This is a genomic window from Cronobacter universalis NCTC 9529, assembly GCF_001277175.1.
Classification (GTDB): domain Bacteria; phylum Pseudomonadota; class Gammaproteobacteria; order Enterobacterales; family Enterobacteriaceae; genus Cronobacter; species Cronobacter universalis.
Genome location: NZ_CP012257.1, coordinates 1,486,026 through 1,506,908 on the forward strand (window position 1 = coordinate 1,486,026; position 20,883 = coordinate 1,506,908).

General features: G+C 59.6%; 19 protein-coding genes. 6 read left to right on the forward strand and 13 right to left on the reverse strand.

Annotated elements, in window-relative coordinates:
• Positions 1–11: 11 nt before the first annotated feature.
• Positions 12–884, forward strand: a complete 873-nt coding sequence (locus tag AFK65_RS06790) for an AraC family transcriptional regulator (RefSeq protein WP_032973662.1) — start codon at positions 12–14, stop codon at positions 882–884.
• Between the two features lie 17 nt (positions 885–901).
• Here the strand turns inward: AFK65_RS06790 and artJ are convergent, their stop codons facing one another.
• The 6 genes from artJ to AFK65_RS06820 all read right to left on the reverse strand — a co-directional run bounded on the left by artJ (position 902) and on the right by AFK65_RS06820 (position 5,499).
• The gene (gene artJ / locus AFK65_RS06795; protein WP_007707348.1) at positions 902–1,633 is read right to left on the reverse strand and encodes an arginine ABC transporter substrate-binding protein ArtJ; all 732 of its coding nucleotides are present in this window, start codon (positions 1,631–1,633) and stop codon (positions 902–904) included.
• A 261-nt stretch (positions 1,634–1,894) separates the two neighbouring features.
• Positions 1,895–2,563, reverse strand: a complete 669-nt coding sequence (gene artM, locus AFK65_RS06800; RefSeq protein ID WP_007707351.1) for an arginine ABC transporter permease ArtM — start codon at positions 2,561–2,563, stop codon at positions 1,895–1,897.
• The gene (gene artQ, locus AFK65_RS06805) at positions 2,563–3,279 is read right to left on the reverse strand and encodes an arginine ABC transporter permease ArtQ (protein ID WP_007707354.1); all 717 of its coding nucleotides are present in this window, start codon (positions 3,277–3,279) and stop codon (positions 2,563–2,565) included. The genes artM and artQ overlap by 1 nt, the downstream gene beginning before the upstream one ends.
• Before the next feature lie 8 nt (positions 3,280–3,287).
• Entirely contained in the window at positions 3,288–4,019 is a 732-nt protein-coding gene (gene artI, locus AFK65_RS06810; RefSeq protein ID WP_007707355.1) for an arginine ABC transporter substrate-binding protein ArtI, read from the reverse strand.
• A gap of 20 nt (positions 4,020–4,039) precedes the next feature.
• On the reverse strand, positions 4,040–4,768 hold the full coding sequence (artP, locus tag AFK65_RS06815) for an arginine ABC transporter ATP-binding protein ArtP (RefSeq protein WP_004388042.1): 729 nt from the start codon (positions 4,766–4,768) through the stop codon (positions 4,040–4,042).
• Between the two features lie 203 nt (positions 4,769–4,971).
• Positions 4,972–5,499, reverse strand: a complete 528-nt coding sequence (locus tag AFK65_RS06820; RefSeq protein WP_007707359.1) for a lipoprotein — start codon at positions 5,497–5,499, stop codon at positions 4,972–4,974.
• A gap of 128 nt (positions 5,500–5,627) precedes the next feature.
• Here AFK65_RS06820 and AFK65_RS06825 point away from each other — a divergent pair, with 128 nt between their 5' ends.
• Together AFK65_RS06825 and AFK65_RS06830 are read left to right on the forward strand one after the other, a co-directional pair.
• The gene (locus AFK65_RS06825; RefSeq protein WP_004386731.1) at positions 5,628–5,951 is read left to right on the forward strand and encodes a heavy metal-binding domain-containing protein; all 324 of its coding nucleotides are present in this window, start codon (positions 5,628–5,630) and stop codon (positions 5,949–5,951) included.
• Positions 5,948–6,778, forward strand: coding sequence for an N-acetylmuramoyl-L-alanine amidase (locus AFK65_RS06830; protein WP_038857607.1), 831 nt, complete (start codon positions 5,948–5,950; stop codon positions 6,776–6,778). The genes AFK65_RS06825 and AFK65_RS06830 overlap by 4 nt, the downstream gene beginning before the upstream one ends.
• 63 nt (positions 6,779–6,841) lie before the next feature.
• On the opposite strand, the gene AFK65_RS06835 is transcribed toward AFK65_RS06830, so the two are convergent.
• The 6 genes from AFK65_RS06835 to AFK65_RS06860 all read right to left on the reverse strand — a co-directional run bounded on the left by AFK65_RS06835 (position 6,842) and on the right by AFK65_RS06860 (position 14,673).
• Positions 6,842–7,858 (reverse strand): NAD-dependent epimerase/dehydratase family protein, encoded by a 1,017-nt coding sequence (locus AFK65_RS06835; protein ID WP_038857604.1) that lies wholly within the window; start codon positions 7,856–7,858, stop codon positions 6,842–6,844.
• 129 nt (positions 7,859–7,987) lie between these two features.
• Positions 7,988–8,995, reverse strand: a complete 1,008-nt coding sequence (gene ltaE / locus AFK65_RS06840; RefSeq protein WP_007707369.1) for a low-specificity L-threonine aldolase — start codon at positions 8,993–8,995, stop codon at positions 7,988–7,990.
• A gap of 34 nt (positions 8,996–9,029) precedes the next feature.
• Complete coding sequence (poxB, locus tag AFK65_RS06845; RefSeq protein ID WP_007707372.1) at positions 9,030–10,748, reverse strand: ubiquinone-dependent pyruvate dehydrogenase; 1,719 nt, start codon at positions 10,746–10,748, stop codon at positions 9,030–9,032.
• A 253-nt stretch (positions 10,749–11,001) separates the two neighbouring features.
• Complete coding sequence (gene hcr / locus AFK65_RS06850) at positions 11,002–11,970, reverse strand: NADH oxidoreductase (protein ID WP_007707376.1); 969 nt, start codon at positions 11,968–11,970, stop codon at positions 11,002–11,004.
• 10 nt (positions 11,971–11,980) lie between these two features.
• On the reverse strand, positions 11,981–13,633 hold the full coding sequence (hcp, locus tag AFK65_RS06855) for a hydroxylamine reductase (protein WP_007707379.1): 1,653 nt from the start codon (positions 13,631–13,633) through the stop codon (positions 11,981–11,983).
• A gap of 140 nt (positions 13,634–13,773) precedes the next feature.
• Entirely contained in the window at positions 13,774–14,673 is a 900-nt protein-coding gene (locus AFK65_RS06860; RefSeq protein ID WP_007707382.1) for a lysine exporter LysO family protein, read from the reverse strand.
• 266 nt (positions 14,674–14,939) lie between these two features.
• Between AFK65_RS06860 and AFK65_RS06865 the strand changes: the two genes are divergently transcribed.
• Positions 14,940–16,598, forward strand: a complete 1,659-nt coding sequence (locus AFK65_RS06865) for an ATP-dependent endonuclease (protein ID WP_038857603.1) — start codon at positions 14,940–14,942, stop codon at positions 16,596–16,598.
• 104 nt (positions 16,599–16,702) lie between these two features.
• On the opposite strand, the gene AFK65_RS06870 is transcribed toward AFK65_RS06865, so the two are convergent.
• Positions 16,703–17,656, reverse strand: coding sequence for a VirK/YbjX family protein (locus AFK65_RS06870; protein ID WP_007707388.1), 954 nt, complete (start codon positions 17,654–17,656; stop codon positions 16,703–16,705).
• A gap of 160 nt (positions 17,657–17,816) precedes the next feature.
• On the opposite strand from AFK65_RS06870, the gene macA reads away from it, so the two are divergent.
• Complete coding sequence (macA, locus tag AFK65_RS06875; RefSeq protein ID WP_007707391.1) at positions 17,817–18,929, forward strand: macrolide transporter subunit MacA; 1,113 nt, start codon at positions 17,817–17,819, stop codon at positions 18,927–18,929.
• Positions 18,926–20,869, forward strand: a complete 1,944-nt coding sequence (gene macB / locus AFK65_RS06880; protein ID WP_038857601.1) for a macrolide ABC transporter ATP-binding protein/permease MacB — start codon at positions 18,926–18,928, stop codon at positions 20,867–20,869. The genes macA and macB overlap by 4 nt, the downstream gene beginning before the upstream one ends.
• Positions 20,870–20,883 lie beyond the last annotated feature (14 nt).

Consider the following 20,883-nt stretch of genomic DNA (forward strand, 5'->3'; position numbering starts at 1 on the left):
TGGGTTGCCCTGTGGATACCGCCTGCGAAAAATCGCTGCTGGAGCTTATCTCGCTGAATGACGACATCGTGTCGTTCAGTCGCCTGTATGCGAATTCCATTCGTTACCATCACTGGCATCAGTGCCTGGAGCTACTCTATGTGGAGGAGGGGTATGGCGTGGTGATGGTGGACAATCAGCAGTACACCATGCGCCCCGGCCGGCTTTTTATCTTTCCGCCGATGACGCTGCATAAAGTGCTGGTGGAAGAGCGCGAACGCGAACGTTACCGGCGGACCGTGATTCACCTGGATAACCACGCCGCGCTGCGGCTGCTGACGCCTTTCGCGCAGCGTTATGGGCGGCTTGAGGCGTTAAGCCGGCGCGGGGCGCGCGCGACGGTCGTGGATTTCGCGGATATTCACGGGCATCTCGATCATCTCTTTACGCTCTATGCGCCGCGGCTCGCCAAAGGGCGCAGCGAACATGAAGAGGTGGCGAGCTTTCTGGTTCATTTGCTGAGCCTGCTGCCGGAAACGCCCGCGCCGCCGCCGCGCGCCAGCAATGCGCTCTCCACACAGGTGATGTTCTGGGTGGAAGAACATTATGCGCAGAAGTTTAGCCTGAGCGCGCTGGCGCAGACGCTTAACCGCTCGCGCAGTTATCTCTCGCGCCGCTTCCAGCAGGAGACCGGGGAGGCGATCCACGACTACCTGACGACATTCCGGCTGCGTAAGGCGTGTGAGCTGTTGCGCCATCACTCACATAGCGTGGCGGATATCGCCCGGATGACCGGTTTTTCCGATACCACATATTTCATCAGCAGCTTCCGTAAGCGGCTGGGAGAAACGCCGTTGCAGTATCGTAAATCCAGAAAAAATGAAGGCCCGCGTGGCGGGCCTTGAAAGGTAACTGACAGCGTTTACTGCGGGAACCACTGGTCGCTGATTTTCTGATAAGTGCCGTCGGCTTTTATAGCCGCCAGCGCGTCGTTAAGCTTTTTCAACAGCGCGACGTTATCCGGGCGCACCGCGATGCCAAGGCCGGTGCCGAAGTATTGCGGGTCGGTCACTTTTTCCGTCGCGGTGCCGAGCTGCGGATTGTTCTTCAGCCATTCGTTTACCACGGCGGTATCGCCGAAGACGCCGTCGATGCGGCCGTTTTTCAGGTCGATAATCGCATTCTGGTAGCTGTCATACGCCACGGTTTTCACTTCCGGGTGTTTATCCTGGAGGTATTTCTGATGCGTGGTGCCGTTTTCCATGCCAATGCGTTTGCCTTTGAGATCGTCAAAGGATTTGTACGCGCCTTTTTTGGCGATCACGATGGCGGAGTTGGCGTAGTACGGCGTGGTGAACGCGACCTGTTTCTGGCGCTCCGGCGTGATGTCCATGCCGGAGATAACGGCGTCATATTTTTTAAATTTCAGCGCCGGGATGAGGCTGTCGAACGCATGGTTGGTGAAGGTGCATTCCGCCTGCATTTGTTTGCATAACGCTTTGGCGAGATCAATGTCGAAACCGACGATCTGGTTGCTGGCGTCGAGCGACTCAAAAGGCGGGTATGTCGCCGAAGAACCGAAGCTGATTTTATCCGCTGCCGCGGCGTGGAATGCGGCCCCGGCAAGCATGGCGGCCAGAATGATTTTTTTCATGCGTGAAGCTCCCGTCTGTCAATCTTGTTTTATGTCACCGTTTACCCGGCGTGTTAATACCATGCCATTAAGTGAATTTATATGCAATAAAAACGTATAAGTATTTTATTTGGTTTATGGGTATGGATGGGGATGTCGGTGGGTGCGCTTTGCTTACCCACCCTACAAAATAAGATTCAGATTTGCGTAGGGCGGGTAAGTGGAGCGCACCCGCCATAAAACAGAAAAACCCTCTCCCACAACGGGAGAGGACAGCGAGAACTAACTGCGGCGCTCAAACGCCAGCGCGCGGCGCTCGATGACGCGCATCAGGAGCGTCAGCAGGCCGTTGACGATAAGATAAATCACGCCCGCCGCGCCAAACACCATCACATCATAGGTGCGGCCATACAGCAGTTGTCCGTAGCCCATCACTTCCATCAGCGTAATGGTGTAGGCAAGCGACGTACTCTTGAACACCAGCACCACTTCGTTGGAATAGGACGACAGCGCGCGCTTGAACGCATATGGCAGCAGGATCGCCAGCGTATCTTTACGGCTCATGCCCAGCGCCCCGCAGGACTGCCACTGGCCCTCCGGAATCGCCCGGATAGCCCCGTAAAACAGCTGCGTGGTATACGCCGCCGAGTTCAGCGACAGCGCCACCAGTGCGCACAGCCACGGCTCGGAGAGCACATGCCACAGCCACGGATAGTTCTGCAGCGACGGGAACTGTCCCGGCCCGTAGTAAATCAGGAAGATCTGCACCAGCAGCGGCGTACCGGTAAAGAGCGTAATGTAGCCGCGCACAATCCAGACCAGCACCGGCGTTTTCAGCGTCAGGACAATCGTGAAAATCACCGACAGCACCAGCGCTACGGCGATTGACGCCGCGGTGAGCGTCAGGCTGGTGTGCAGCCCTTTTAACAGCTCCGGCAAGTAATCCAGCATCAGCCCGGCCTCCGCTCAAAGCGCGTGGCGTGCAGGTCGATACGCTTAAGGATGTACTGGCTTATCAGGGTGATCACCAGATAAATCGCCGCCGCGATAATGTACCAGGTAAACGGCTCCTGGGTGCGGGTGGCGATGCTTTTGGTTTGCAGCATCAAATCGTTCACGCTAATCAGCGACACCAGCGCGGTGTCTTTCAGCAGCACCAGCCACTGGTTGCCGAGCCCCGGCAGCGCGTGGCGCCACATCTGCGGCATCACGAGACGGAAGAAAATCGCCGATTTCGACAGGCCCAGCGCCTGACCCGATTCCCACTGGCCGTGCGGCACCGCTTTCAGCGCGCCGCGCAGCGTCTGCGAGGCATAGGCCGAATAGAGCAGGGCGAGCGCAATCACGCCGCACAGGAACGGGCTGACGTCGAAATTATCGATCTGCACCTGCACAGGAATGGAGGCGAAACCGAGCGGGATCGTAAAGCCGTCCGAAAGGGTGAGCAACAGTTGCGAGGAGCCGAAATAGATAAACAGCACCACCAGGATTTCCGGCAGGCCGCGCAGCAGGGTGACCAGCGCCGTGGCAAGCCAGCCGACCGGCCGCCACTTCGCCGATTCCAGTACGGCGAACAGCATCGCCAGCACCAGCCCCAGGCCCAGCGCGCAAACGGCAAGGCCGACGGTCATCCCGGCGGCACTTGCTAAAGGTAACATATCGTTCATTCAGGCGATTACTTCTGGAACCATTTGTCGTAGATGGCCTTGTAGGTGCCGTCTTTCTTCACTTTCTCCAGCGCAGAGTTGAATTTCTGCTGAAGCTCGGTGTTGCCCTGACGAACCGCGATGCCAAGGCCGGTGCCGAAGTAATCTTTATCCGTCACTTTATCGCCGACGGCGGCCAGTTTCGGGTTGGTTTTCAGCCACTCGGTCACGACGGCAGTGTCGCCGAACACGGCATCGATACGGCCGTTCTGCAGATCCAGGCGCGCGGTCTGGTAGCTGTCATACGGCACCGTGGTGATTTCCGGGTGTTTGTCGGTGATGTATTTCTGGTGAGTAGTGCCATTCTGCACGCCCACGCGCTTGCCTTTCAGCTGTTCGATGCTGCTGTTTTTACCCTGCAAACCCACGAACAGCGCGGAGTTGTCATAATAAGGGGTGGTAAACAGCACCTGCTTCTGGCGCTCCGGGGTGATGTCCATACCGGCCATGACCGCGTCCACACGCTTGAATTTCAGCGCCGGGATCAGGCTGTCGAACGCCTGGTTGGTGAAGGTGCAGGTCGCATCGATCTCTTTACACAGCGCATTAGCCAGATCGACGTCGAAACCGACGATTTTGTTGCCCGCGTCCATCGACTCAAACGGAGGGTAAGAGGCTTCGGTTGCGAAACGAATAGTTTGTGCTGCGGCGGCGGAAAGGCTAACGCTTGCGAGAAGCGCGGCAATCAATACGTTTTTCATTGTCATTATTCCGGTCATCTTCAGTGGGAAAGATAGTTTTTAAACGCCTCGGTCGCAGGGGCGCTAAAGCAGCTCGCGTCGCCCTGCTCGATAATATGTCCATTTTCCATATAGACCACCCGGCTGGCGGTTTTACGCGCCACTTCCACTTCATGCGTCACAATCACCTGCGTGATCCCGGTCTGGGAGAGCTCGCGGATAATGCTGACGATCTGCGCGGTGATTTCTGGGTCGAGCGCGGCCGTCGGTTCGTCAAACAGCAGCACCTGCGGCTCCATCATCAGCGCGCGCGCAATCGCCACGCGCTGCTGCTGGCCGCCGGAAAGGTGCAGCGGATAACGATCCACATACGGCGTCAGGCGCAGGCGCTCCAGCAGTTTATCGGCACGCTTACGCGCGGCCTCTTTGCTGAGCCCGAGCACCCGGCACGGCGCCTCGATAAGATTATCCAGCACCGTCAGGTGTGGCCACAGATTGTACTGCTGGAACACCATGCCGACGTTGCGGCGCAGTTCGCGGATCGCTTTGTCGCCCGGCGCCTTCGCGAAATCAAACTGGTTGCCCGCAATGCTGAGCTGCCCGGAACGCGGCATCTCCAGCAAATTGAGTACCCGCAGCAGCGAGCTTTTACCCGCGCCGCTTGGGCCAAGCAACACCAGCGTTTCGCCCTCAGGGCAGCTGAGCGTGATGTCAAACAGCGCCTGATGCGCGCCGTAGAAGCAGTTTATGCCGTTTAGTTGAATACTCATGCGTAGCAGTTGAATAGCAATTGAGACCGCGAATAGTACCGTTGGCAGAATAGTTATGCAATATTAGTGCGTTAAAACTTAATATTCTCCACATTTACGGTACAAAACCAGCACGATATAGCGGGGTGGGGGTGGGGCAAGAATAAATGTCGGCCAGATGGCGCTAAGCCAGACGGTTTATCGCACGCGCCACCCCTGCGCGCTTAGCGGCGCTCCAGCGACTGGCGCAGCGTGCCCGCAGGCGCATGCGTAGAGCCGCCGAGGTAGCGCACATCGTCCACCGTCCAGCACTGGCCTTCGCGCACCATCAGCACTTCATCCAGCCATGTGGTGTCGCCGCGGCGCTGTTCGATGCGCAGCGGAATATTGCGCGCGTCGGTGTTCGGAATGCGCGAGGCGCTGGCGACGCGCACGCTGTCAGGCGTTTCAGTGCGGCTGGAGAACGGGTCGGTGCGCAAGAAGCCGTTACCGGCATGGTTCTCACGGTTCGATTTATCCAGCAGCTGATAGAGCGAATCGCTTAAATAAGGCCGCAGCGAGGTCAGGTTCGTCAGCCCCTGGCTGCGCTGTTCGATGCGATGCTGGTAGAACTGTTCCGCCACGGTATCAGGGCCGCCTTCCACACACGGACCGCTGCGCGAGCCGATATCCTTAAAGGCGGGCGTCACGGTCGTACAGGCGCTCAGCAGCAGGGCGCACGGAAGAACCAGAGTCAGAACTGAATGGCGCATTTTTTATTTCCTTATTCCGGTAAGCAGGACTACGTTTCTTGTCACAGGACTTTTTTAGCATAGCGTATCGCGACCGAATTGCGTCTGGTATCGTCAGCTAACGCATTGATAGCCAAAAGGAGAGAACCATGCAGTTTTCCACCACCCCAACCCTGGAAGGACAAGTCATTGTTGAGTATTGCGGCGTCGTCACCGGCGAGGCGATCCTCGGCGCCAATATCTTTCGCGACTTCTTCGCAGGCATCCGCGACATCGTCGGCGGCCGCTCCGGCGCGTATGAAAAAGAGCTGCGCAAGGCGCGTGAAATCGCGTTTCGCGAGCTGGGCGACCAGGCGGCGTCGCTGGGCGCCGATGCCGTCGTCGGGATCGATATCGATTATGAAACCGTCGGCAAAGACGGCAGCATGCTGATGGTAAGCGTTTCCGGCACGGCGGTGAAAACCCGTCGATGAAGCTGCGTTGCTGGCCGCTGTTACTGGCGGCATTGCTCGCGGGCTGCGCGGGCGAAAAAGGAATTGTCGATCGCGGCGACTATAAAGTAGATACGCGCCGCGCGGCGCAGGCGGCGTATCCGCGCATCAAAGTGCTGGTTATCCACTACACCGCCGATGATTTTGACACCTCGCTTGCCACGCTGACCGACCGGCACGTCAGCTCGCACTATCTGATCCCGGCGAACCCGCCGCAAAAGGGCGGCAAACCGGTTATCTGGCAACTGGTGCCGGAGCGTGAGCTGGCGTGGCATGCGGGCGTCAGTTTCTGGCGCGGAGCCACGCGTTTAAACGACACCTCGGTGGGCATTGAGCTGGAAAATTACGGCTACCGGAAAATCGGCGGTCAGAAGCAGTACTTCCCGTTCAGCCCGCCGCAGATAGCCGTGCTGAGCAAGCTTGCGCGCGACATCATTCAGCGCTACCAGATTGCCCCGCAAAACGTCGTGGCGCATGCGGATATCGCGCCGCAGCGCAAAGACGATCCGGGCCCGCTCTTTCCGTGGCAGGCGCTGGCCGCACAAGGGATCGGGGCATGGCCGGATGAATCGCGCGTGGCGTTTTATCTCGCCGGGCGTAACCCTTACGCGCCGGTGGATGAAGCGACGCTGCTGGATTTGCTCGCGCGCTACGGCTATGAAGTGACGCCGCAGATGAGCGAGGCGCAGCGCAAGCGCGTGATTCAGGCGTTCCAGATGCACTTTCGGCCCGCGCGCTACGACGGCCTGCCGGACGCGCAAAGCGAGGCCATCGCCGGGGCGCTGCTGGAGAAATATGGTCAGGGGTAAGATTCCAGAGCCAGAAATAAACAACGCCGTACGATGCGGCGTTGTTTTTATCCGTGAGGGGCGTTACCCGCGGTGCAGCGTACCGTGGTCGCGTAGCCAGTACGCGGTGCGCTCAATGCCTTCATCCAGCGACACCACCGGTTTATAGCCCAGTTCGCTCTCGGCGCGGCTGATATCCAGGGTGAAATCGAAATTCAGCTTGGAGACGCCGTAATGCGTCAGCGCCGGCTCTTTGTGCGAATGTTTGCCGAGCCGCTCCAGGCTTCTCGCCATCATATCCAGCATCGGGTAGGGCACCGAGCGGATACGACACGACATCCCCAGTTCATCAATCAGCTTCTGCACGATGCTTTTCAGCGGGCGCGCTTCGCCGTTGGTGATGTTATAGGCGCGGCCTGACGGCAGGGCGTCGCAGGCGCTGCTGCTCGCAAGCCACATCGCGTGCACCGCGTTTTCGTGATAGGTCATATCGACCATCGCCTCGCCGCCGCGCGGCAGCAACACGCTGCCGTAATGGCGCATCATCTGCACCAGGCGCGGGAAAAAGACTTTATCGTGGGGCCCGAACAGGCTTTGCGGACGCAGAATGGTAAAGCGCGTCTGCGGGTTGGCCTGCGCCAGCAACTGGATCACCTCTTCGCTGGCGGCTTTGCTGCGCGCAAAGGCGTTAGCCAGCCGGTGCGGGCGGAAATCTTCGCGGATATCGCGATGGTGGTGGTAATCGAAATAGAGCGCGGGCGAGGAGATATGCACGAAATTGCGCACGCCCCAGGCGACGGCCCATTCGCCAAGACGGCGGGTGGCACGCACGTTCGCGAGATCGAACGCCTCCTGCGGGCCCCAGGGAGAGGTAAAGCTGGAACAGTGCCAGAGGGTATCGATACCGGCCAGCATCGCTTTCGCCTGCGACGAGACCAGCTCGGTTAAATCGGCCTGGATAAACCCCGCGCCCATTTTCTCAAGCAGCCTGCCCATCGCTTCGTTGCGCCCGGTGGCTCTGACCTGGACGCCCTGATGACGTAAATATTCGACCGCGTTTCGGCCTAAACCGCTGGTGGCGCCCGTGACCAGTACCTTCATATCGATCCACTGTGCTGTAACGTTTAGCCGCGCATTCTTCCGTGAAATCAGCGCTGATGCAATGGGAACAACGTAACAATGCGCGTTAGCGCAGCTGAATATTCCCCTCGCCGCAGCGCTGTAAACGCGTTATGCCGCCTGCTGTAAAAATTCCCGCCAGTACGCCGCGACGGTTTCAAGCTGCGCGCGGTTGACATCAAGATGCGTGACCAGACGCGTCACCGGCGCGGCGCTTATCAGCACATCGCGCGATTTCATAAACGCGCCCAGCGCGGCCACCTGCGCCTGCGGCACGCTGACAAACAGCATATTGGTGTCGTGACGGCGCACCTCTGCGCCCGCGTCGCGCAGCGCCGCCGCAAGCCAGGCGGCGTTGTCGTGATCCTCTTGCAGTCGCGCGGCGTTATGCTCCAGCGCATACAGCCCGGCTGCCGCGAGAATACCCGCCTGGCGCATACCGCCGCCGGTCATCTTCCGCCAGCGTTTCGCGCGCTTAATATAGTCATGGCTGCCGACCAGCAGCGAACCCACCGGCGCGCCAAGCCCTTTGGAGAGGCAAATCGTGAAGGTATCGCAATACTGCGCGATATCTTTCAGCTCGCAGCCATACGCCACCACCGCGTTGAAAATGCGCGCGCCATCTACGTGCAGCGCCAGACCGCGCTCGCGGGTGAAATCCCACGCCTGCTGGAGATAGTCGCGCGGCAGCACTTTGCCGTTATGGGTATTTTCCAGGCTCAGCAGACGGGTGCGGGCGAAGTGAATATCGTCGGGTTTGATTTTCGCCGCCACTTTATCCAGCGGCAGCGTACCGTCGCCGTCCGCCTCAATCGGCTGCGGCTGAATGCTGCCGAGCACCGCCGCGCCGCCCGCTTCATACAGATAATTATGCGCGAGCTGGCCGACGATATACTCCTCGCCGCGTTCGCAGTGGCTCAGCAGCGCCACCAGGTTGGCCTGGGTGCCAGTCGGCAAAAACAGCGCCGCCGCTTTACCGCTTAAACGCGCGGCATAGTCCTGAAGCGCGTTGACAGTCGGGTCGTCGCCATAAACATCATCCCCGGTGGGGGCTGCCATCATGCGCTCCAGCATCGCTGTACCGGGGCGCGTGACGGTATCGCTGCGTAAATCGATCACGGCATATCCTTTTCAGTGAACAGAAAAGACTCTTTTACCGGAACCAGTTGGTTTTCGCCAGATCGATAACCTCATCCCCGCGGCCATTAATGATGGCGCGCAGCATATAGAGGCTGAAGCCTTTGGCCTGCTCCATCTTGATTTGCGGCGGCATCGCCAGCTCTTCTTTGGCGACGGTGACATCTACCACCACCGGGCCGTCGGTGCTGAAGGCGCGCGAAAGGGCGTCGTTCAGTTCGCTCGCTTTCTCGACGCGAATGCCCGGAATGCCGCACGCTTCCGCGATGCGCGCATAGTTGGTGTCGTGCAGGTCGGTGCCGTCGGTCAGATAGCCGCCCGCTTTCATCTCCATCGCCACAAAGCCCAGCACGCTGTTATTAAAGACGATGACTTTCACCGGCAGCTTCAGTTGCACCAGCGAAAGCAGATCGCCCATCAGCATACTGAAGCCGCCGTCGCCGCACATCGCCACCACCTGACGCCCCGGCGCGCTCGCCTGAGCGCCGATCGCCTGCGGCATGGCGTTCGCCATCGAGCCGTGGTTAAACGAACCGAGCAGGCGGCGTTGGCCGTTCATCTCCAGGTAACGCGCCGCCCATACCGTCGGCGTGCCGACATCGCAGGTGAAAACGGCGTCCGGCGCGGCGAAATGGCTTATCTGGCGGGCCAGATACTGCGGATGCAGCGCTTTCTCGCCCGGCTGCGCCAGGTCATCCAGCCCCTTGCGCGCGTCGCGGTAATCTTCCAGCGCTTTATCCAGGAAGTGGCGGTCGGTTTTCTCTTCAAGCAGCGGCAGAAGGGCGGTAAGCGTGGCTTTCACATCGCCCACCAGCGCCATGTCCACTTTGCTGTGCGCGCCAATGCTGCCGGGGTTGATATCTATCTGGATGATTTTGGCGTGAGTCGGGTAGAACGCGCGGTAGGGGAAGCGGGTGCCGAGGAGGATCAGCGTGTCGGCGTTCATCATGGTGTGATAGCCGGACGAGAAGCCGATAAGCCCGGTCATGCCCACATCATACGGGTTGTCGTACTCGACATGCTCTTTGCCGCGCAGGGCGTGGACGATGGGCGCTTTCAGCGTGCGGGCGAATTCCAGCAGCTCCTGATGCGCGCCCGCGCAGCCACTGCCGCACATCAGCGCGATGTTATCGGAGTAGCGCAGCAGCTGAGCGAGCTTTTTCAGCTCGTCATGCGGCGGCACGATGATCGGCTGCGGCGCGTGATACCAGCCGGGGCTGGTCTCTTCCGGCGCGGGTTTCAGCGCCACGTCGCCTGGCAGAACAATCACCGAGACGCCGCGCTCCAGCACCGCTTTACGCAGCGCGATGGCCAGCACCTGCGTGATCTGCTCCGGGCTCGACACCAGCTCGCAATAGTGGCTGCATTCGCGAAACAGTTCCTGCGGGTGCGTCTCCTGGAAATAGCCGCTGCCGATTTCGCTGGAGGGAATATGCGCGGCGATGGCCAGTACCGGGACATTGTTGCGGTGGCAGTCAAACAGGCCGTTGATGAGATGCAGGTTGCCAGGCCCGCAGGAGCCCGCGCAGACCGCCAGCTCGCCGGTCAGTTGAGCTTCCGCGCCTGCCGCGAACGCCGCGACCTCTTCATGGCGGGTGGACATCCACTCGATAGTGCCCATGCGGTTTAAGCTGTCGCTGAGGCCGTTGAGCGAATCGCCCGTCACCCCCCAGATGCGTTTCACGCCCGCCTGCTCCAGGGTTTTTGCGATATAGGACGCCACGGTCTGTTTCATTTTCCCTCCTTCGTGAAAAGTCAGTGATAACGGTTACAAGCGTAGTTCAAAATCGCAGCCAGGAAGGGACGTAGCCGTGAGTGGAGTTGATTTTACGGGCATGGTGGGTGCGCTTCGCTTACCCACCCTACGGGGCGTTGGGTTGGTTTTATTGGAATGGCGGGTGCGCTTCGCTTACCCACCCTACGGGGGGCGTTGGGTTGGTTTTACGTAGGGCTGGTAAGCGTAGCGCACCCGCCGCCCCGGAATCACATCACGCCAGAACCAGATTGCCTGCCGGATGGCACGAACACGCCAGCACGTAGCCGTCGGCGATCTCCTGCTCCGTCAGCGTCATGGTGCTCGTCACGCTGTACTCGCCGGAGAGCACCCGCGTTTTACAGCAGCCGCACACGCCCGCGCGGCATGCGGCGTTGACCGGCACCTGATTGCTCTCAAGCGCCGCCAGCAGCGTGGTGCCGACCGCGCCGTAAAACTCGCGGGCAGGCGTAATCGTGGTGAACTTAATCCCGCTGGTCGCGGCCTCGGCTACCGGTGTGAAAAACTGTTCTTTATAAAAGCGCATCACGCCGAGCGCTTTCACTTCCTGCTCCACGAAATCCATATACGGCGCGGGGCCGCACACCATCACGGTACGGCGGGTGAGATCCGGCACCGCCATCAGCATCTCGCGGGTCAGACGCCCGTGAACAAAACCCGGCGCGTCGCCGTTTTCCGCCACCAGCGTCACCGGGTAATCACGCCACTCGTCGGCGAAAATCACATCCTGCGGCGTGCGCACGTTATAGATCACCTGAACATCCGCCTGCGGGCGATATGCCGCGAGCCATCGGCGCATCGACATCACCGGCGTTACGCCGCAGCCGCCCGCCAGCAGCAGGAAGCGATCGTCGGTTTTGTCGGCGCAGGTAAAGTCGCCCTGCGCGTCGGACAGCCACAGATAATCGCCGCGTTTTACCTCGCGCGTCAGCCAGCCGGAGCCCTCGCCATTGTCGATGCGGCGCACCGTCAGCGTAATCAACGGGCTCACGCCAGGCGTTGAAGAAATCGTATACGCGCGCAGGGTATCGGCGCTGTTGCGAATGCTCACCAGCGCATATTGCCCGGCCTGATACGGATAGAAATCGTGGCACAGCAGCGAGAGCGTCCAGACATCCGGCGTCTCCTGCCGGATGTGATGCACCTGCATTCGCCACGGACATTGTGGGGTCGGCATCGTCATTCTTTCCTCCTTACGCGCCTAGCAGCGCACGCATATCCTGCTCAACGGTGGTCACCTGGCGCAGGCCGAATTTCTCATTCAGCACCGCCAGCAGATCCGGCGTCAGGAAGCCTGGCGCGGTCGGGCCGGTGACGATATTGGTCACGCCGAGCGACAGCAGCGTCAGCAGGATCACAATCGCTTTTTGTTCAAACCACGACAGCACCAGCGACAGCGGCAGGTCATTGACGCCGCAGCCCAGTTTTTCAGCAAGCGTCACCGCGAGAATAATGGCGGAGTAGGCGTCGTTGCACTGACCGGCGTCCACCAGACGCGGCAGCCCTTCGATCGCGCCGAAATCGAGCTTATTAAAGCGGTATTTGCCGCAGGCGAGCGTCAGGATCAGGCAGTCGTTCGGTACCTGGGTGGCGAAATCGGTGAAATAACTGCGCTCACCGCGCGCGCCGTCGCAGCCGCCGACCAGGAAGATGTGGCGCAGCTTTTCGCGGCTCACCAGATCGATCAGCGTATCGGCGGCGCCGAGCAGCGTCTGACGACCGAAGCCAACGGTGATGAGGTGTTGGATTTCGCTGTACGGGAAGCCCGCCATCTGCTGCGCCTGGGCGATCACCGGCCCGAAATCGTCGCCTTCAAGATGGCTCACGCCCGGCCAGCCGACGATGCTGCGGGTCCAGATACGATCGTCGTAGCTGCCGACGGTCGGGTCGATAATGCAGTTGGAGGTCATCACAATGGGGCCTGGGAAGCGGGCGAATTCAACCTGCTGGTTCTGCCAGCCGCTGCCGTAGTTGCCGACCAGATGCTTAAATTTGCGCAGCTCCGGGTAACCGTGCGCGGGCAGCATTTCACCGTGGGTATAAACATTCACGCCGGTGCCTTCCGCCTGCGCCAGCAGGTTATAGAGATCTTGCAGATCGTGGCCGGAAATCAGGATGCATTTCCCGGCCACGGCTTTGACGTTGACCTGCGTCGGCGTCGGATGACCATATTTACTGGTTTCGCCCGCGTCCAGAATACGCATCACACTGAAGTTCATCTGGCCGATTTCCATCGCGCATTCCAGCAGCGCGTTCATGTCCGCAGGCCAGGTGCCGAGCCACGCCATGATCCTGTGATACTGGCCGTAAATCTCGTTATCATACTGGCCGAGCACATGCGCATGCTCCATATAGGCCGCGGCGCCTTTCAGGCCATAAAGGCAGAGCAGGCGCAGGCCGAGAATATTCTCGCCAATCACCGCTTTGTCGATATTGGGCGCAAACGCGGCGGCCTGACGCTGTAAATCGCCCAAATCGTCGCTTGCCAGCGTCAGCGACGCCATCGGGTTATCCACCTGCGCGTTGGGGTCAATAGCCTGGCACCGGGTTTTCAGCGCCTCGCGCAGGGCGATGGCCTCGCGAGCGTAACCGACGATACGTGGTGAATCGAAGTTGACGTTGGTCAGGGTCGAGAAAAACGCGCGGGGCGCGAAGCTGTCTGTAGGGTGGTCGATGATGCCAAGCTCGCGTGCTTTGACCGCCCAGGCGGAAAGCCCCTGCAAAGCCGCAATCAGCAGATCCTGAAGGTCGGAGGTTTCGGCGGTTTTCCCGCACATCCCTTGCGCATACGCGCAGCCGTTGCCTGCCGGAGTACGAATCGTTTGTTCACATTGCACGCAAAACATGATGACACCTTAAAGTTATATTTAATATGCATGTTTAAGGTTAGGCTTCGGCATGAAAGGAGAAAAGCGATTTTTCAGGAACCTGAAGAGAGATTGATTTAACGCAATTTTGGCGGCAGGAGCCTACCGCCAAAGGAGTATCAGGCGGCGAAAAACGCCATCAGCAACGGCACCAGCAGGCTCAGAATAAACCCGTGCACGATAGCCGCAGGCACCAGCTCCAGGCCGCCGCTGCGTTGCAGCACCGGCAGCGTGAAATCCATCGACGTCGCCCCGCAGATGCCGAGCGCGCAAGAGCGGCTGCGGCGCACCAGCGCCGGGATCAGCATTATTGCGATAAGCTCGCGCCCCAGATCGTTAAAGAACGCGGCGCTGCCAATCACCGGCCCGAAGGATTCCGTCATCAGAATGCCGGAGAGTGAATACCAGCCGAAGCCGGACGCCATCGCAAGCCCCGTGCGCAGCGGCAGCCCGAGCAGCAACGCATTCACCACGCCTGCAATAAGGGAACTGACCAGAACCACAATAGCCACCATCATGCCGCGGCGGTTAAGCACTATCTGTTTCAGCGTCATGCCGTTGTTGCGAAGCTGAATACCAATCAGGAACAGCAGGAAAATTAAGGTGTATTCGCTGGCTTCGGTGGCGTGCCTGAGAAACGCAAGGCCGGTCAGTCCCAGCAGGAAACCCAGCACCACCACGCCGCAAAGCTTAAGGGACTCCAGCGCCATCGCGAGACGCGACGGCAGTTTTTCCTGGCGATGCTGATGGCGCCAGGGAATCGCGCGTTCAAGCCACAGAAGGGCGGCGATATTGCACAGCATAATGACCGTAATACTGACGGCGGAATAGTGCAGGATCGCCAGCAGATTCGCCGACAGATTATCGAGAAACGCCAGGCTGATGCCCATAAAGAAGAGAATGATGTACACCAGCCAGCTCAATAACTGATTGATAAGCCGCAGCGCGCCTGCGCTGCGCAGGGGAATAAGGTAGCCGAGAATAAGCGGCACTAAGATAATTAACAGTCCTGAAAACATGAGGCGAGCGGTCCCTGAGAGAGCTGAAATAAGCGTGCCGCCACACCCTACAGAATTCATCCTGGCGAGTAAAGCCAGGGTTATTAGCCATATTTCATTGCGTTAGCGCATCATGAACGCCATTTATAACCTGCCCTGAACATCACCTTTTTATTATTTCGAGACGCCTCGCAATGCGGCTTTTCCGTGCCGCCTTTCGCTGTTAAGGCTCTGATTGAATAGCTATACTGCCGACACGCAGCCATGCAGATGCAGCCGGAGGAGAGATGTTTCTTGAGCGCGTGGAGGTAGCCGGGTTTCGCGGAATTAACCGCTTATCGTTAATGCTTGAACATAATAACGTGCTGATTGGCGAAAACGCATGGGGGAAATCAAGCCTGCTGGATGCGCTGACGCTGCTGCTGAATCCGGGCGACTCGCTCTACGCTTTTACACGCAATGACTTCTGGTTCCCGCCGGGCGATATTCACGGGCGCGAACGCCATCTGCATCTTATTCTGATTTTTCGCGAGACAGAGCCGGGCGATTTTCAGCGCCGCCGTTTTCGCGGTCTGCGCGCATTAATGACGCCTGGCAGCGATGGCTTTCAGCGGATTTTCTACCGGCTGGAGGGCGAGCTGAATGACGATAACAGCGTACTGACGCTGCGCAGTTTTCTTAACGCCGAGGGTGAACCGCTCGCGCTTGAAGATATCGACGCGCTGGCGCGGCAACTTATCCGCTTAAACCCGGTGCTGCGGTTGCGTGACGCCCGTTTTATGCGCCGTCTGCACGACAGCGCCATCACCCATACGCCCCAGATGGAAGTGACCGCGCGCGAGCTTGAGTTTCTGACGCGCGAGCTGGTCTCCCGCCCGCAAAACCTCACGGATGAACAGATTCGCCAGGGGCTGTCGGCGATGGTGCAACTGCTGGAGCACTATTTTTCCGAGCAGGGCGTCGCGGGCCCGCGCTACCGTCTGATGCGTCGCCACTCGCATGATGAACAGCGCAGCTGGCGCTATCTCGATATCATCAACCGCATGATTGATAAGCCCGGCGGGCGCGCCTACCGGGTTATTCTGCTGGGGCTGTTCGCCACGCTGTTGCAGGCCAAAGGCAACGTGCGGCTTGATAAATACGCCCGGCCGCTGCTGCTGGTGGAAGACCCCGAAACGCGATTGCACCCTATTATGCTCTCTGTGGCCTGGCAGTTGCTGAACCTGCTGCCGCTGCAAAAGCTGACCACCACCAACTCCGGCGAGCTGCTGTCGATGACCCCGGTTGAACATGTCTGCCGGCTGGTGCGCGCTTCCGGCAAGGTGGCGGCGTGGCGGCTGGGGCCTGGCGGCATGAATGCCGAAGACAGCCGGCGCATCGCGTTTCATATCCGCTTTAACCGGCCATCGGCGCTGTTCGCGCGCTGCTGGCTGCTGGTGGAAGGGGAAACGGAAGTCTGGATGATGAACGAGCTGGCGCGTCAGTGCGGTTATCATTTTGAGGCTGAAGGCATCAAAGTCATTGAGTTCGCCCAGTCCGGCTTAAAACCGCTGATTAAATTCGCCCGCCGGATGGGGATTGAATGGCATGTGCTGGTGGATGGCGATGACGCCGGGCGCAAATATGCCGCGACGGTAAAAAGCATTGTGAATAACGACAGCGAGCAGGTGCGCCAGCATCTCACCGAGCTTCCTGCGCCGGACATGGAACATTTTATGTATCGCGAAGGATTTGACGCGGTGTTTTACCGCGTCGCGCAACTACCGGAAACGGTGCATATGAATATGCGGCGGGTCATCGTTAAAGCGATTCACCGCTCCTCGAAACCCGATCTGGCGATTGAAGTGGCGATGGAAGCCGCCCGCCGTGGGATGGACGCCGTGCCGCCGCTGCTGCGCAAAATGTTCTCGCGCGTGCTGTGGCTCGCCCGCGGACGCGCGGATTAGCGTTTGTGGGCAGGCGTAATCTCTCGCAGGGCGGGTAAGCCACGCCACCCGGCGAATACGTTTGTAGGGCGGGTAAACGAAGCGCACCCGCCAGACCGGGCCGGTTATCGCTCGTCAAACCGTGCGTCGATTTGCGCGGTCATGGTGTCCAGCAACGCATAACGACGACGATACTCCGCGCGTTTTTTACTGGCGATCTCCTCAAGCGACTTACGGGCAATCTGCAACGGCAAATGATATAGCCCCTGCACGTCTTTATAGCCGCCGAGCGATGCCCAGAAGCTGTCGTAGTCGGCGTGCAGCTTGTCCTTTTTCTTCTTCGCATAACGCCAGCTACGGTAGATATGCGTCTCATTGCTGACGGCGAGTATCTGGCTCACCGCAAAACGCTGCGCCAGCAGACAAACCGCCTCCAGCACCAGGCGTTTTGGAAACAGGCCGTGGCAGGCTTTGGTCGCGAGCTGGATCTGATCGTGCTCAACCCAGGCCTTGGCGCCCTGTAAGCCGCCGATAAACAGTACAGGCTCACCGTCAGCCTCGCACAGGGTAAACGTCATTTCGGCGAGCACGATGCCAGCGACATCACGGAAAATCACGGTCGTTTCGCCTTCTTTATCCAGATCCGCGACGGCGGCGAGATCCAGACAATACTGCGCGTCGTTTTTCCCGGTGAGCGTGGCAAGCGTAACGCCCTGGCGCATCAGGTGTCCCTGCATCAGCGCGTTGGGCAGCAGCCGCACGATATGCTGGTAATGATATTCCAGCGCCGCCAGCGCCGCTTTGCGGGACACATTGACCGACAGCCAGGGCCGGTGCAGACGGCACGGCAGGCCCGGCTGGGCGTGCAGTAGCGCGTCGAGCATGGGATGGCGCGCCAGTACCGCCAGCCAGCGGCGTGTGGCGAAGGGCGTCGCCAGCGAGCGCAGGATAAATTTCCGGCGATAGGCCGGATTCTGCCAGGCGAGCCCCGGCGTTTTCTGGCCTGTTGCGAGCAGGCGAAAGAGTTGCCAGGCGCTGTGGGCTGGCGGCTGAATGGATATTTCGGCAAATGCGGACATAACCTGATCTCGTCATGAGGTATGGGGTTATGGAAACAAACCATCACTTAACGCAATATCAACGCTGTGGTTTATTTGCGGGCTGCATAGGGTTTGGTTGAGATTGCGTTTAGAATAGAAGAGCAAACTCTGTTTACTCGTCCGAAACGTCAGGAAAGATATGAAGCTTAAGGGAAGGATCAAGAAGCGCTACGTGGCGCTGGCTCTGGTTATCGTTATCGGCGCGGTCTGGCTCTGGAAGACGCTGAATGCGCCGCTGCCCCGTTATCAGACCATGCTGGTGCGTAAAGGGGATTTGCAACAGAGCGTGCTGGCGACCGGCAAGCTCGACGCGCTGCGTAAAGTGGATGTCGGCGCGCAGGTGAGCGGCCAGCTTAAAACGTTGTCGGTCAATATCGGCGATAAAGTCAAAAAAGATCAGCTCCTCGGGGTTATCGATCCTGAGCAGGCCGAAAACCAGATTAAAGAAGTGGAAGCGACGTTAATGGAGCTGCGCGCCCAGCGGCGTCAGGCCGAGGCCGAGATGAAACTCGCCCGCGTCACGCTTTCTCGCCAGCAGCAGCTTGCCCGCACCCAGGCGATTTCACGCCAGGATCTCGACACGGCCGCGACCGAGCTTGCGGTCAAAGAGGCGCAGATCGGGACTATCGACGCGCAAATCAAGCGCAACCAGGCCTCCCTCAGCACGGCCAGAACTAACCTGGATTACACCCGCATCACCGCGCCGATCGCCGGTGAGGTGACGCAGATAACCACGCTACAGGGGCAGACGGTCATCGCCGCGCAGCAGGCGCCGAATATCCTGACGCTCGCCGATCTCAGCACCATGCTGGTGAAGGCGCAGGTCTCCGAAGCCGATATCATCCACCTGAAACCAGGGCAGAAAGCCTGGTTTACGGTGCTTGGCGATCCGCTGACCCGCTACGAAGGGCGGCTGAAAGATATTCTTCCGACGCCCGAGAAAATCAACGACGCCATTTTTTACTACGCGCGTTTTGAGGTGCCCAACCCGCAGGGCGTGCTGCGCCTGGATATGACCGCGCAGGTGCATATTCAGCTCGGCGGCGTCGACGATGTGCTGACCATTCCGCTGGCGGCGCTGGGCGAGCCGGTCGGCGATAACCGCTATAACGTGACGCTGCTGCGTAACGGCGAAACCCGCGAGCGTGAGGTGACCATTGGCGTGCGTAACGACACGCAGGTCGAAGTGGTGCAGGGCCTCGCAGAAGGTGATGAAGTGGTCATTGGCCGCGCGAGCGGGAGCGATCAATGACGGCGCTGCTTGAGCTGCGCGATATTCGCCGCAGCTATCCGTCGGGCGAAACGGAGGTCGAGGTCTTAAAAGGCGTCACGCTGACCATTAACGCCGGTGAAATGGTGGCGATTGTCGGCGCGTCCGGCTCCGGTAAATCGACGCTGATGAATATTCTCGGCTGTCTCGATAAGCCGAGCAGCGGCAGCTACAAAGTCGCGGGTGTGGATGTGGCGACGCTCGGCGACGACGCGCTCGCCCGTCTGCGGCGCGAACATTTCGGCTTTATTTTTCAACGCTATCACCTGCTTTCGCACCTGACCGCCGCGCAGAATGTCGAAGTACCCGCTATTTATGCCGGCACCGGGCGGGCCGCACGTGAGGCGCGGGCGCGCGAATTACTGGCGCGGCTGGGTCTTGAAGCGCGCGTCGATTACCAGCCCTCGCAGCTTTCGGGCGGTCAGCAGCAGCGCGTGAGTATCGCCCGCGCGCTGATGAACGGCGGGCAGGTGATTCTGGCCGACGAGCCGACCGGCGCGCTTGACAGCCGCTCCGGCGAAGAGGTGATCGCGACCTTAAAACAGCTGCGCGATCGCGGGCACACGGTGATTATCGTCACCCACGATCCTGATGTCGCCGCACAGGCTGAGCGCATTATCGAAATTCGCGACGGGGAGATCATCAGTAATCCGCCGCCGGCCGGGAAACGCGGCGTGGCCAGATTGCCTGCGCAACCGCACGACGCCCCGGCGCTCGGGCAGTTTATCAACAGCTTCCGTGAAGCGCTGACAATGGCCTGGCTTGCGATGGCGGCGAACAAGATGCGCACGCTGCTGACCATGCTCGGAATTATTATCGGCATCGCGTCGGTGGTCTCTATTGTGGTGGTGGGCGACGCCGCCAAACAGATGGTGCTGGAGGATATCCGCTCGATCGGCACCAACACGATAGATGTCTACCCGGGCAAAGATTTTGGCGATGACGATCCGCAATATCAACAGGCGTTACAGTATGACGATCTACAGGCTCTCCAGCGCCAGCCGTGGGTGAGTTCCGCCACGCCGGCGGTGTCGCAAAACCTGCGCCTGCGCTATGGCAACGTGGATGTCGCCGCCAGCGCAAACGGCGTGAGCGGGCAATATTTCAACGTCTACGGCATGACCTTTAGCGAAGGCAACACCTTTAACGACGAACAACTGCGCGGCCGCGCGCAGGTGGTGGTTATCGACAGCAACGCGCGCCGCCAGCTCTTCCCCAACAAGGCGAAGGTGGTGGGCGAAGTGGTGCTGGTCGGCAATATGCCCGCGACGGTCATCGGCGTGGCGGAAGAGAAGCAGTCGATGTTCGGCAGCAGCAAAATTCTGCGGGTATGGATGCCGTACAGCACCATGTCCGGGCGCATTATGGGGCAGTCGTGGCTGAACTCCATCACGGTGCGGGTAAAAGAGGGCTACGACAGCGGCGAGGCGGAGCAGCAGCTCACGCGGCTCCTGACGTTGCGGCACGGCAAAAAAGATTTTTTCACCTGGAATATGGACGGCGTGTTGAAAACGGCGGAAAAGACCACACGTACTCTTCAACTGTTTTTAACGCTGGTGGCGGTGATTTCACTGGTGGTCGGCGGTATCGGGGTGATGAACATCATGCTGGTGTCGGTCACCGAGCGCACCCGGGAGATCGGCATTCGTATGGCGGTCGGCGCGCGCAAGAGCGATGTGCTGCAGCAGTTTTTGATTGAGGCGGTGCTCGTCTGTCTGGTGGGCGGCGCGCTGGGTATCGGGCTCTCACTGCTCATCGCGTTTGCCTTACAGCTGATTTTACCCGGCTGGGAGATTGGCTTTTCGCCCGTGGCGCTGCTGACGGCGTTTTTGTGCTCGAGCGCGACGGGGGTGTTGTTCGGCTGGCTGCCCGCCCGCAATGCCGCCAGACTCAATCCTGTGGATGCGCTGGCTCGGGAATAAATAAAAATGCCAGT